The 13,134-nt window shown below is 56.8% G+C and carries 12 protein-coding genes; 6 read left to right on the top strand and 6 right to left on the bottom strand.

Annotation, left to right across the window (positions count from 1 at the left end; translation table 11 throughout):
- Nucleotides 1–3,333: a miniconductance mechanosensitive channel MscM gene (gene mscM / locus AC1V0D_RS15745; protein WP_046102617.1), complete on the top strand. Its 3,333-nt coding sequence runs from the start codon at nt 1–3 to the stop codon at nt 3,331–3,333.
- 271 nt (nt 3,334–3,604) lie between these two features.
- Here mscM and mdh read toward each other — a convergent pair whose 3' ends face one another.
- Entirely contained in the window at nt 3,605–4,543 is a 939-nt protein-coding gene (gene mdh, locus AC1V0D_RS15740) for a malate dehydrogenase (protein ID WP_009087483.1), read from the bottom strand.
- Nucleotides 4,544–4,971: 428 nt separating this feature from the next.
- Between mdh and argR the strand changes: the two genes are divergently transcribed.
- The 4 genes from argR (at nt 4,972) to yhcN (AC1V0D_RS15720) (ending at nt 6,907) form a co-directional block, all read left to right on the top strand.
- A complete protein-coding gene (argR, locus tag AC1V0D_RS15735) occupies nt 4,972–5,442 on the top strand; it encodes a transcriptional regulator ArgR (RefSeq protein ID WP_009087485.1) in 471 nt (156 codons plus the stop codon).
- Nucleotides 5,443–5,950: 508 nt separating this feature from the next.
- Entirely contained in the window at nt 5,951–6,214 is a 264-nt protein-coding gene (gene yhcN, locus AC1V0D_RS15730; protein ID WP_009087487.1) for a peroxide/acid stress response protein YhcN, read from the top strand.
- Between the two features lie 74 nt (nt 6,215–6,288).
- Complete coding sequence (locus tag AC1V0D_RS15725) at nt 6,289–6,552, top strand: YdgH/BhsA/McbA-like domain containing protein (RefSeq protein WP_482907743.1); 264 nt, start codon at nt 6,289–6,291, stop codon at nt 6,550–6,552.
- Nucleotides 6,553–6,643: 91 nt separating this feature from the next.
- Nucleotides 6,644–6,907 carry a peroxide/acid stress response protein YhcN gene (gene yhcN / locus AC1V0D_RS15720; RefSeq protein ID WP_009087490.1) on the top strand — a complete coding sequence of 88 codons (264 nt, stop codon included), beginning with the start codon at nt 6,644–6,646 and terminating at the stop codon, nt 6,905–6,907.
- A 53-nt stretch (nt 6,908–6,960) separates the two neighbouring features.
- Here the strand turns inward: yhcN (AC1V0D_RS15720) and AC1V0D_RS15715 are convergent, their stop codons facing one another.
- The 5 genes from AC1V0D_RS15715 to aaeX form a co-directional block, all read right to left on the bottom strand.
- Complete coding sequence (locus tag AC1V0D_RS15715) at nt 6,961–7,230, bottom strand: barstar family protein (RefSeq protein WP_009087492.1); 270 nt, start codon at nt 7,228–7,230, stop codon at nt 6,961–6,963.
- A gap of 55 nt (nt 7,231–7,285) precedes the next feature.
- Nucleotides 7,286–8,737: an NAD-dependent succinate-semialdehyde dehydrogenase gene (locus AC1V0D_RS15710; protein ID WP_482907742.1), complete on the bottom strand. Its 1,452-nt coding sequence runs from the start codon at nt 8,735–8,737 to the stop codon at nt 7,286–7,288.
- A 113-nt stretch (nt 8,738–8,850) separates the two neighbouring features.
- Nucleotides 8,851–10,803 carry a p-hydroxybenzoic acid efflux pump subunit AaeB gene (gene aaeB / locus AC1V0D_RS15705; protein WP_046102620.1) on the bottom strand — a complete coding sequence of 651 codons (1,953 nt, stop codon included), beginning with the start codon at nt 10,801–10,803 and terminating at the stop codon, nt 8,851–8,853.
- Between the two features lie 9 nt (nt 10,804–10,812).
- The gene (gene aaeA / locus AC1V0D_RS15700; protein ID WP_009087499.1) at nt 10,813–11,745 is read right to left on the bottom strand and encodes a p-hydroxybenzoic acid efflux pump subunit AaeA; all 933 of its coding nucleotides are present in this window, start codon (nt 11,743–11,745) and stop codon (nt 10,813–10,815) included.
- Nucleotides 11,746–11,752: 7 nt separating this feature from the next.
- Nucleotides 11,753–11,956, bottom strand: coding sequence for a p-hydroxybenzoic acid efflux pump operon protein AaeX (gene aaeX / locus AC1V0D_RS15695; protein WP_009087501.1), 204 nt, complete (start codon nt 11,954–11,956; stop codon nt 11,753–11,755).
- Nucleotides 11,957–12,188: 232 nt separating this feature from the next.
- On the opposite strand from aaeX, the gene aaeR reads away from it, so the two are divergent.
- Nucleotides 12,189–13,106 carry an HTH-type transcriptional activator AaeR gene (gene aaeR / locus AC1V0D_RS15690; RefSeq protein WP_009087503.1) on the top strand — a complete coding sequence of 306 codons (918 nt, stop codon included), beginning with the start codon at nt 12,189–12,191 and terminating at the stop codon, nt 13,104–13,106.
- Nucleotides 13,107–13,134: the final 28 nt, after the last annotated feature.

Genomic DNA, 13,134 nt, shown 5'->3' with positions numbered 1-13,134 from the left:
GTGCGTTCGATTCTCCTCCTGCTGCTGAGCCTCTGGCTCAGCAGCCCGGCCTTTGCGGCCAGCCTTCCTGACGCCAGCCAGCTCAAACAGCAGCTGGAAGAGATAAAATCGGCCAAAAGCTCGCCCGCGCAGGCAGAGCAGATCCAGTCGATTGAAGCCGCCCTGAATTTCCTCTCTGAACGTGATGACTCCCTGGAGCGCGCAGCGCAGTATCAGCAGGTCATTGATGATTTTCCGCGTCTGGCGCGGGAGCTGCGTCAGCAGATCGCCACGCTCAGCGACAGCGGAAAAACAGTGCGCAGTAATATGAGCAGCGCCGAACTGGATCAGGAGATCCTGCAGGTCAGCAGTCAGCTTCTGGAAGAGGGGCGCCAGGCGCGCCAGGAGCAGGATCGGGCGCGGGAAATCAGTGATTCGCTGTCGCAACTGCCGCAGCAGCAGACGGATGCCCGCCGGGCGATGACGGAGAGTGAGCGTCGTCTGCAGAGTGCCAGCAACAGCAGCTCACCGCAGGGGCAGCTCCAGCTGGCGGCTCGCCAGGCGGAAAATGCGGCGAATAAAGCACTCGTCGATGAGCTTGACCTGGCGCAACTCTCTGCCAATAACCGTCAGGAACTGGCGCGGATGCGGGCGGAAGCCCATCAGCGTAAAGCAACGCAGCTGGATAACTACCTGCAGGCGCTGCGCAATCAACTCAATGACCAGCGGCAACGCGAAGCCGAAGTTGCGCTGGCCCGCACCGAGCAGCTGGCAGAAAACAGCGGTGATTTGCCGCAGGATATCAGCGATCAGTTCCGGGTTAACCGTGAACTCTCTGTCGCCCTGAATCAGCAGGCGCAGCGGATGGATCTGGTTGCGTCGCAACAGCGTCTCGCCACTAACCAGATCATTCAGGTTCGTCAGGCTCTCTCGACGCTGCGTGAGCAGTCGCAGTGGCTGGGTGCCTCTAACCTGCTGGGTGAAGCGCTGCGGGCGCAGGTTGCGCGACTGCCCGAGATGCCAAAGTCTCAGCAGATTGACAGCGAGATGGCGCAACTTCGCGTGCAGCGTCTCTACTACGAAGATCTGATGGCGCAGCAGGAAACCCTGCGCAAGGGGCATCAGGCCAATGGTCAGCCCTTTACCGCCGAGCAGAAGCGTATCCTCGATGCGCAGCTCCGTACCCAGCGTGAACTGCTCAATTCGCTGATCTCCGGCTGTGACACGCTGATTCTGGAGATCACCAAGCTGAAGGTCGGCAATACACAGCTTCAGGATGCGCTGAGTGAAGTCAAAGATGCGACGCACCGCTATCTCTTCTGGACCGCCGACGTCAGCCCGATTGGGCTGAGCTATCCGCTGGACCTGGCGAGAGATCTTTCCCGGCTGCTGTCGCTGGATACGCTGGGTCAGCTTGGGAAAGCGATAGCAATGATGTTTACCAGTCGCAACACGGTGCTGCCGATTATTGGTGCGCTGCTGCTGGTTGGCTTCAGTATCAGCTCGCGCCGCCACTTCAATGCTTTTCTGGATCGTTCTGCCAGCAAAGTCGGCAAAGTGACACAGGATCGCTTCCGTCTGACCATCCGCACCGTGTTCTGGTCGATTCTGGTGGCGCTGCCGCTGCCGGTGTTGTGGGGTACGCTGGGGTACGGCCTGCAGAACGCCTGGCCCTACCCTATCGCAGTGGCGATTGGTGATGGCATTACCGCCACGCTGCCGCTGCTGTGGGCATTCATGATCAGCGCCGCCTTTGCCCGCCCCAACGGATTGTTCATCGTCCATTTCCGCTGGCCGCAGAACCGGGTCGCGCGCGCCATGCGCTACTACTCGCTGAGTATCGGGCTGATTGTGCCGCTGATCATGTTGCTTATCGCCTTTGGTAATCTTGAAGACCGGAAGTTCTCAGCATCGCTGGGCCGCCTCTGTTTCATCCTGATCTGCGGGGCCATCAGCATCGTCACCGTCAGCCTGAAGCGTTCCGGCATCCCGCTCTATCTCGATAAAGAGGGGAACGGCGATAACATAGTGAACCGGATGCTCTGGAACATGATGATCGCCATGCCGCTGATGGCAGCCCTCGCCTCTGCCGTAGGGTATCTGGCGACCGCGCAGGCGCTGCTGGCCCGTCTGGAAACCTCAGTCGCTATCTGGTTCCTGCTGCTGGTCATCTACCACATCATTCGCCGCTGGATGCTGATTCAGCGGCGGCGTCTGGGCTTTGATCGCGCCCGTCAGCGCCGTGCCGATATGCTGGCGAACCGGGCGCGCAGTGAAGAAGAGAAAGAGCAAGGCACCCAGAACACCGACGCGATTGAAGTCGAGGAGCCGGTGATCGACCTGGATGCGATCAGTGCGCAGTCGCTGCGGCTGGTGCGCTCCCTTCTGACACTGATCGCCCTGGTCTCGGTGATTGTCCTGTGGTCCGAAATTCACTCGGCCTTCGGCTTCCTGGAGAATATCCAGCTGTGGGATGTCAGCACCTCCGTGCAGGGCGTGGAGTCGATTCAGCCGATTACCCTGGGGTCGGTACTGATTGCTATTCTGGTGTTTATCATCACGACTCAGCTGGTGCGCAATATGCCAGCCCTGCTCGAGCTGGCGCTGTTACAGCATCTTAATCTGACGCCGGGCACCGGCTACGCCATCACCACACTGACCAAATATCTGCTGCTGCTGATTGGCGGACTCATTGGTTTCTCCATGATCGGCATTGAGTGGTCGAAGCTGCAGTGGCTGGTTGCCGCATTAGGTGTGGGACTGGGGTTTGGTTTGCAGGAGATTTTTGCCAACTTTATCTCAGGCCTGATCATTCTGTTTGAAAAACCGATTCGTATTGGCGACACCGTGACGATTCGCGACCTGACCGGCAGCATTACGCGGATTAACACACGTGCTACCACCATTACCGACTGGGACCGCAAAGAGATTATCGTGCCGAATAAGGCCTTTATCACCGAACAGTTTATTAACTGGTCGCTCTCCGATTCCGTTACGCGTGTGGTGCTTACCATCCCGGCCCCGGCCAAAGTGAGCAGCGAACAGGTCACCACCATCCTGACGCAGGCGGCGGAACGCTGCAGTTATGTGCTGGATACACCGCAGCCGGAAGCCTTCCTGGTAGATTTGCAGCAGGGGATTCAGCTGTTTGAACTCCGGGTGCATGCCGCTGAGATGGGACATCGTATGCCCCTGCGTCACGAGCTGCATCAGCTCATCCTGCGCGGATTTGAGCAGCACGGTATTGAGATGCCGTTCCCGCCTTTCCAGATGCGCATGGAGACCCTGGGTAAGAAGCTGCCTGCCAGTAACGGGACACCGGCGGCCCGTGCCTATAAATCAGGTGGCCTGTAAGAGAGCATGCCTGGCAGAGTCGGGGAAGTGAAGTACAGGGGGAGTCGCGGTAAGATCGAGCCTGCACAGGGAACACGGGCAGATCGGAAAGGCGCTAAAGCCAATCCCTGGCCGCTCGGCCCGTGCCGTCCATGGCGCGGGACGCTTTCCTCTTCTGCCCGTGTTCCCTGTACTCTGAACGTCTCAGTGGCGGTCAGAGGCTTCTGATTTGATATTGTCATGAATGCAAAACGCCCGACGAAAGCCGGGCGTTTTCAGTCAGCGACGTCTGCTACTGCTTAACGAACGCCTCTCCCTGTTCGATATCTTTCTTCAGGGTTTCCAGCATGCCTGACAGCGCCTGCTGCTCATACGCACTGAGTGTGCCGATCGGCTTGCGTTCAGCAATCCCGTTTTTACCCAGCAGCAGCGGCTGTGAGAAGAAGCGCGCATGTTCGCCCTCGCCTTCCACATAGGCACACTCCACCACGTTCGCTTCGCCATTCAGCGCGCGTACCAGTGACAGCCCGAAACGCGCAGCTGCCTGCCCCATCGACAGCGTGGCCGAACCGCCACCGGCTTTGGCTTCCACGACCTCGGTGCCGGCGTTCTGAATACGTTTGGTCAGATCCGCCACCTCCTGATCGCTGAAGCTCACCCCTTTAACCTGAGAGAGCAGCGGCAGAATGGTCACGCCAGAGTGGCCGCCAATCACCGGTACTTCAACCTGGTCAGGCTGCTTGCCTTTCAGCGCCGCGACAAAAGTATTGGCGCGAATGATATCCAGCGTGGTGACGCCAAACAGACGGTTCTTATCGTAGACGCCATGCTTTTTCAGCACTTCCGCCGCGATAGCAACGGTGGTGTTGACGGGGTTAGTGATCACCCCGATCAGGGCTTTTGGCGCGGTTGCCGCCACCTGTTCTATCAGGTTACGGACGATACCGGCGTTAACATTAAACAGGTCCGCACGATCCATACCGGGTTTGCGTGCGACACCTGCTGAAATCAGGACCACGTCGGCACCTTTCAGGGCTGGCGTCGCGTCTTCTCCGCTGAACCCTTCAATAGTGACGGCAGTGGGAATATGGCTGAGATCAACGGCAACACCCGGTGTCACCGGGGCGATGTCATACAGTGAGAGTGCTGAACCTGCCGGAAGCTGGGTTTTGAGCAGAAGTGCGAGCGCCTGGCCTATGCCGCCAGCGGCACCGAGAACGGCAACTTTCATTCTTGACTCCTTATTAAGGTGGGGCAGAGATGGGCCGAAATTCTATCTGTGTCAGACCTTAATCAACTGCTCAGGCGATAATGATAATCCGCTGTTAATTCTACGTGTTTTCACACTTAATCGCCGGATTCAAAAGTTACTTATCATGTCGCCTGAATGACCGACAACCGTGCCGTCGTCAGACAGAGAACGGCTATGTTCGTTTTCTGTTACTACACCACCAATAGTATAACAACTTTGCAACCTTCGCCTTTCGGGGCTGTGACAGGGGTTTTGGTCTGAAGGGATTTATTTGCTATTATCGCCGCCCGCTAGCCGCCCGAACCCTGCTCATCAATCGACCGATTGCATAAAAATGCATTTAAATGCATAATCACCACTCTGCCGCGGGCGGATGCGCGGTTATTCTTTCTATTTATTGGTAACCTATGCGAAACCCATCGAAACAAGACGATCTGATCAAGGCTTTCAAGGCCTTATTAAAAGAAGAAAAATTCAGTTCCCAGGGCGAAATTGTTCAGGCGCTTCAGGATGAGGGCTTTGAAAATATCAACCAGTCCAAAGTCTCGCGGATGCTGACCAAGTTTGGCGCAGTGCGCACCCGTAATGCCAAAATGGAAATGGTCTATTGCCTGCCTGCCGAGCTGGGTGTGCCGACGACCACCAGCCCGTTAAAAAACCTGGTGCTGGATATCGACTACAACGATGCGCTGGTGGTCATTCACACCAGTCCGGGCGCAGCACAGCTGATTGCACGCCTGCTGGATTCATTAGGAAAGTCGGAAGGAATTCTTGGCACCATTGCCGGGGATGACACCATCTTTATTACCCGTGCGCGTGATTTCACGGTCAAGCAACTGCACAGCGCGATCCTCAACCTGTTTGAACAGGAACTCTGATCGCGGACTGGCGGCCAGCCATCCTGAGCCTGGTCGTCAGTTCATCTCTCTGCCCGCGCTTTCTCTGCGGTTTGCGCTTCTCCTCTTCCCGTTACGCGCTCCTCTCGTGACTACCGTTCTGCGAGGCTTGCCCCCGTTTTCAGGCAGCAGGCTGGTGGTCAGATAGCGTCGTCTGCTTCACCTTTTGCGCTATTTTACACTGCTTTACATCACTAAACCGGCCGCATTGCCCGGATCCAGATCAAACACCAGCCCGATATACCGCCTTCTTTCGCACGAAACGTTAAAGTCATTTATCCCCTTGTTTCTGCTGTTAAAACACGCTCAAAGCTCATTTTTCACCCTGTTTTTATAACGTCCGGTTATTAAAAGTAGCCATAAGGATAAAGAATCACAAAAAAACATTATTAGCGCGGTATTAATTTCTGACGTTATTAGTCCTATACTTCTTTTCGTGATGCAAATCACACTAACTAAAAAGATAAAAACAGACGACGAGGAAAATTTCATGAACGTAAAAACTACCATCGCTGCTCTTAGCGTGCTCTCTGCCCTGTCATTCGGTGCTGTGGCAGCAGAATCTATCACCGCCTCTCAGGCACAGGATCTGCAGGCTGTCGGCACCATCAGTGTCAGCGGTGTAGCGGGCTCACCGATGGATATCCGACAGAAACTGAGCGACAAAGCCGATCAGCAGGGCGCAAAAGCCTATCGCGTCATCGAGGCTTACAACAACGGCAATTACCACGCGACCGCCGCGCTCTATAACTAAGGCGTCGCCTCACTCCGTCTGACGCGATAAGCCGCGTGCCGGAGAGCGTAAGCAGAATTTCAGGAGAGCAGAAAATGAAAATCAAACTTGCCATCGCTGCACTGAGCATCTCCCTGTTTTCAGCAGGTGCCAGTGCCGCCAGCCTGGTTTCCAATGAACAGGCGCAGGGTTTGCAGTCAATGAACCAGACCATCAGCATTGCGGGCCGTAACGGCGACCAGACGCATATCCGTCAGGTCCTGTCGGAGAAAGCGGATGCGCAGGGCGCAAGCCACTATCGCATCATCGAAAACAACCAGGACAACACCTGGCATGTGACCGCTGAGTTGTATAAATAATTCACCGTGATGACGCCTTGTGGCGTTGAAACTATCGACGACCCGCACCAATGATTAACCGCAGGTTGTTGAATGTAATGAGGAAACGAACATGAACATCAAAACAACCATCGCTACAGTCAGTCTGCTTTCCGTTATGGCTTTCGGCGCTTCCGCCGCGCAGCTGGTAACCGGCGATCAGACGCAGAACCTGCAGCCTGCGGGCACCGTAACCATCAGTGGTACCGCGGGTGCACCGATGGATTATCGCGCTGAACTGTCTCAGAAAGCCGATGAACAGGGTGCCAGCGCCTATAAAGTGATCGAGGCGCGTACCGGTGACAACTACCACATCACCGCACAGCTTTATAAGTAATTCCTCGTCACTATCATGACGAACCCTTTGGCCCCGCTCGCCGGGGCCTTTTTTCATCTGACGTTAAAGTGAAGCTGACCTTCCAGCTCCTCTTCAGCTTCATCAAAGAGTAAAATCAGGGCCCCATAACGCCGTCGCTGTCCTCTGCCCAGATTGATGAACTCAATCTCCAGCGGCATCGGGAGCAGATCCCCCGTCACCACATCCCATAACCCATCCAGATCGCAGATGCGACGCTCATCCAGCGCGAATCGCTCGCTGAACTGGCGGAAAAAATGGGCCTGGTCGACAATTTCATTAAAATCAAAACGCTCGGTTTTCATGCTGACGGCTCCCATGCTCCGTCTGCGGGCGACCTTCGCCGCCCGTGCCCTTCTGCTAGCCCAAACCGCCCAGATGCAGCGCTTTGACCTCCAGATACTCTTCCATGCCGAGTACCGAACCCTCACGGCCCAGACCCGACTCTTTGACGCCGCCAAAGGGTGCCAGCTCGGTTGAAACGGCACATTCGTTAATGCCGATCATGCCACTTTCCAGCGCCGCTGAAACGCGGAACACCCGCTGCAGATTCTGCGTGTAGAAGTAGGCGGCCAGGCCAAATGGCGTATCATTGGCGCGGCGGATCACCTCATCTTCATCATCGAAGCGGAAGCAGGCGGCAACCGGGCCAAAGGTCTCTTCCTGAGCAAGCTGCATCCCTTCGTGTGCTTCGGCGATCACGGTTGGCTGCCAGAAGTTGCCGCCCAGCGCATGGCGCTCGCCGCCGGCCAGCAGTTTGCCACCTTTTGCCAGCGCGTCATTGACGTGCTGCTCCACTTTCTCCACCGCCGACGCTTCAATTAATGGCCCGACAATCACGCCCTCGTCCAAACCATTACCCACCTTAAGCTTGTTCACCTCTGCGGCCAGCTGCGTGGTGAAACGATCGTAAACACGATTGTGGATATAGAAACGGTTCACACTGACGCACACCTGACCCGCATTGCGGAATTTGTTCGCAATAGCACCCTGTACGGCGGCATCGATGTCGGCATCGTCAAAGACGATGTAAGGCGCGTTACCGCCCAGCTCCATGGACACTTTCTTCATGGTTTCGGCCGCATTGCGCATCAGCAGCTTGCCCACCTGGGTTGAACCGGTGAACGAAATCTTCCGCACCGCTTTGCTGGCCATAATGGCGTCGCTGATGGCATGGGTGTCACCCGCTACGGCGTTCAGCACGCCATCCGGGACACCAGCCTGTTTCGCCAGGGCCAGCAGGGCAAAGGCGGAGAGTGGCGTGTTATTAGCGGGTTTGATGATGCCGGTACAGCCCGCGGCCAGTGCGGGTCCCAGCTTGCGGGTCAGCATCGCCATCGGGAAGTTCCACGGTGTGATGGCGGCCACAACGCCAATCGGTTCGCGGGTGGCCAGGATGCGGGAACCCGCTTTGGCGGGCGGAATGATCTCGCCATTGGCTCGCTTCGCCTGTTCGGCAAACCACTGGATAAAACTGGCGGCATACTCCACTTCGCCCTCCGCCTCTTTCAGTGGCTTGCCCTGTTCCGTCGTCATCAGTTCGGCCAGCCAGCGTTTGTTCTCGATGATGAGCTGGTACCAGCGAGTGAGAATCTCAGCACGCGCTTTTGCCGTCTGCGCACGCCAGGCGGGAAAGGCGCGTTCTGCTGCAGCGATCGCCTGTTCCGTTTCAGCCTTGCCCGCTTTGGCGACCTGCGCAATGACCTCGCCGGTTGCCGGATTGGTTACGTCAAAGGTGGATGTCGCCGGGTGCCACTGGCCGTCTGCCAGATAGCCGGTCTGAAACAGCTCGCTCTGTTGCAGTGATGTCATTGATTCGCTCCTGTCAGTTTTACGCTTCCGTCTGAAGAGTATAGTTGGCAAAAGCGACAGGTTTTGTGACGGGCGGGGATTGCGCAGGCCGCTGCCGATCGCAGCGGCCAGATTCAGATTTGGATGAGCGTGTTCTGGTACTTATCCAGCATCAAGGCCAGGCGTTTTACCGGTTCCGTAACGCTGACAGGCGCCTCGTAATGGACCAGTTTCTCCTGATAGAGGTCCAGCTCTTTCAGCAGGCGTTCAAAATAGTAGCGTCGCTTGTCATCGCTGCTGGCAGAGATGACCCGGTCAGCGGTATAGCGCAGCTGCCGGTGATAAGCAGAGAGATCCGCGTTAATCGGAATGTCTGCGTCACGCAGCCGCTGATGACCGATGATCAGCGTCAGGGCAATACGATATTTATTGATATCACCCGGAAACAGGTTCAGCAGCAGAAACAGTTGCTGATAGAGGGCCGGCAGATGGTTTTCACGCCGACGCGCCTGATTAGTCGTCATGGCTGAAACCGCCGCATACATAAAGCGGTTCAGCAGCTTACGGCCGGTGCGGGCCTTTGATTTGTCTCGAATCAGCAGAATAACCATCATCGCCACAAAGCAGCCGATGACCTGGCCGAGCACATTGTCGAGAAAGACGTTGATGTGGAACTGCATCGGATTATCGAGAACCAGCACGTTAAGCGTGCCGATCAGCGCCCCCAGCGTGCCGAGCTGACGCCGCTGAATGAAGATGCCTCCGATAAAGCCCAACAGGCCGATGGCGATGCAGAGAAGCAGTGCGCTCTGCTGGGTCGAGGGGAGCACATACATAAAGTAGAGCGCGCCCAGCGGCACCGCAACCGTCATGCCGTAGAGAAAATCTTTTGCCATCATCAGTGGATTAGGCATCCGCATCGCCAGCGCAGTGATAACCGCCAGCATGACCATACAGCCACTGCCTGACGTCCAGCCGGTGTAGAGCCAGAACAGAGAGCCCAGCGCGGTCGCCACAAAGGTGCGGATACCGTTGATCATCGCATGGTGTGTTTCGGCGGAGCGCGCCTGAATCACCACCTCACGCTGCAGGATCTCCTCCTCCAGCGACGTGATCCGGCTGTTACTTCGGATACCTTTCAGCAGCAGCAGATATTCCGTCGCGGCACCCACCCAGCTGCTCAGCGTCACCGGGGCCGTTTTGTCTCTGGCCCCCATCACCCGCCGCATCACCTTCATCCGCTTGTGCACCTCATCAACCGTCGTGGCGGGCTTCTCAATCATCAGGCGATACTGAGGGGGGATGTAGTCCGGACGCGAATTCTGGATCAGAAAGGTTTCGGCTGCCTGCGTAATCAGGGTCAGCGACAGGGTATTAAGCATCTGCAGCCGGCGGTTACTGTTCTTCCAGCGTGACGACTCCATCATCAGCTGGCTGCGCATGCTGTTAAGGGCGGTGGTGCGCCGGACCAGCGCGCTCCAGGCTTTATCGACCTCCTCTTTGTCACCGTGGGCGACGCAGAGCTGCAGCAGCTGATAGTGCGCCACCAGCAGCGAGTCGACCTCCGCATCGATCACTTTTTTGATCGAGCGTGGTGAGAAGATCATGTCGGCCAGAATGGCACACAGAATGCCGAGCACGATTTCACTGCAGCGCTCGACCGCATATTGCGGCACCAGGGTCAGACCGCCGCTGGCGTCAGCGGTCACCACGATAATCAGCGCGGTGTAGCCCGCCAGTCCCAGTGCGTAAGAGTTTTCAACTTTGATCAGCGAAGAGAGCCAGACGCAGAGCCCTGCCCAGATGCAGCACAGCAGCAGCATCACAACCGGCGCACGAACGGTGGCAATCATGATGGTCAGCGCGGCGATACAGCCGATAAAGGTCCCGATAATACGCAAAACGCCACGATAGCGAAGCGCCCCCGAATAGGGATCGCCCCCCGCTGCAAACGCGGTGCCGCCCGCCACAATACCGGCAGTCATCACCGCCCAGCGCGGCGTTTCGAGGTTGAAGTGAAAGCCGACCATCAGCGCTAACACCAGCGCAAAGGTCAGTTTTACCGGGAACCGCAGGAACTCAATCATATCGCCCTCTTAACCAAACTCACGCAGGCGATTAAACAGGCGGACCATCGGTGAAACCTGCTCAGGCTGACGATCGGCCTGACCGGTAATGACCACGGTCGCCGTTGTCCCGGCCGGGAAGCGGTTGCCGGGCTGCTGATCCAGACGGATGCGCACCGGAACACGCTGCGCCAGACGGACCCACTCCAGGTTGGAATCGACCGTTGCCATGCCTTTACTGTCGACCGAGCTGCTGCTGTTGGTGACACCGGCCGCCACACTGTCTACGGTACCCCGCAGCACAATGTTGCTGCCAAGTGGCGTCACTTCCGCACGGAAACCCTTCTCTACGCCATGCAGCTTGGTCTCTTCCAGATAGGCCAGCACATAGTAGGAGTGCTGCTGCACCAGGGCGACCGCCACAGAGCCGCGGGTAATGAACTCGCCCTGATAGACATTCAGGTTGGTGACCCAGCCATCGGAGGGCGCTTTCACGGTGGTGCGCTCCAGATCGATCTTCGCCAGATCGCGTGTCGCCACAGATTTCGCCAGCTGATGTTCGCTGGTCTGCAGATCGTTGTTGGACTGCTCAATCGCCTCGCGCGACATCGCCGAAGTGCCGAGCTGGTTACGGCGGCCGGCTTCGCGCCGCTTCTCACTCACCAGCGCCTGGTAATATTCCACGTCTGCCTGAGCCTGCTCGAGCGCCTTTTGATAGCGTGGACGGTCAACCACAAACAGCGTGTCGCCCTTCTTCACCAGCTGGTTGTCGTGCACCGGAACGTCGGTGATCAGGCCGGTCACGTCAGGTGAGATCGCCACTACGTCTGCCGCGAAGCGCGCATCACGCGTCCAGGGGGATTCGGTATAGAACACCCAGGCACGGAAGATGATAACCACAGCAATAATGACCAGCAGGAGCGTAATCGCGTAACGCGCGATTTTTCTTATGAGTGCTTTCACTTAAACCTCAGACTAATAAACGGGAGACAAGGTAAAACACACAGCAGTAAAGCGCTGTATTAAAAAGTGCCGGATGCCAGACAAGATCGTAAATACCGCTCGGCGTCAGCACACGTTTCACTAACCAGAACAGCATCAGTGAGAGAATAAGTTCGATGAATACGGGCGGAAACGAGAGCCCAAACATGACAAATACCGGAAGCACACTCATCAGAAATCCTTAGTTCAACCTTGCCGGGAGTCTCCTTTGCCTTTTCAGCTGTCACAGCAAACCCAGCTGACAGCGCGATACAAACCGCAGCTGGCTTAATAATAGCGTATCATCACAGAGCATCAGGCAATGAAGAGTCACCGGGAGATACCCCGGCGCGCTTATAATAACGCGCCTGACTATAAGTTTTCTACAGAATGTGATCTAAATCACTTTTAAGCCAGAGTAAATAATGGAACGACTGAAGGGCATGTCTGTCTTCGCCAAAGTGGTCGAACTTGGTTCGTTTACCGCGGCGGCGCGTCAGCTTCATCTGAGTGTCTCCTCAATCAGCCAGATCGTCGCAAAGCTGGAAGATACGTTACAGGTTAAGCTGCTGAATCGCAGTACCCGCAGTATCGGGCTCACCGAAGCGGGCAAAATCTACTATCAGGGCTGCCGCCGTATGCTGGCGGAAGCGACGCAGGTGCATGAACAGCTTTATGCGTTTAACAACACGCCCATTGGGGTGCTGCGTATCGGCAGCTCCTCGACCATGGCACAGAACGTGTTAGCGGGCATGACCAGCGATATGCTGCGCGACTATCCGGGGCTGAGCGTAAACCTGGTGACCGGCGTCCCCGCTCCGGACCTGATCGCGGACGGTCTGGACCTGGTGATTCGGGTCGGGGCCTTAAAAGATTCCAGCCTGTTTTCACGTCGCCTTGGCGCGATGCCGATGGTGGTGTGCGCCGCCAGGAGCTATCTGGCGCAGCATGGCACGCCGGAGAAACCGGGGGATATCGATAACTTTTCCTGGCTGGAATACAGCGTACGGCCCGACAACAACTTCGAGCTGATTGCGCCAGAAGGCATCGTCACCCGGCTGGCACCGCAGGGACGGTTTGTCACCAATGATTCGCTGACGCTGCTACGCTGGCTGAAGTCCGGTAACGGCATCGCCTATGTGCCGATGATGTGGGTGATTGATGAGATCACCGCAGGTGAGGTCGATATTCTCTTTCCGCAATATCAGTCCGATCCGCGACCGGTCTATGCGCTCTATACCGAGAAGGATAAGTTGCCGCTCAAGGTACAGGTCTGTATCGACTATCTGACCGGCTATTTTGAGCAGGTTGCGGAACAGTATCAGCTGCACCGCAAAAGCTGACAACCCGCCAGCGGGCGGGTTGTCGGGG

This window comes from Pantoea sp. PA1 (assembly GCF_056856975.1).
This window is presented reverse-complemented; position numbering and strand designations above follow the sequence as displayed.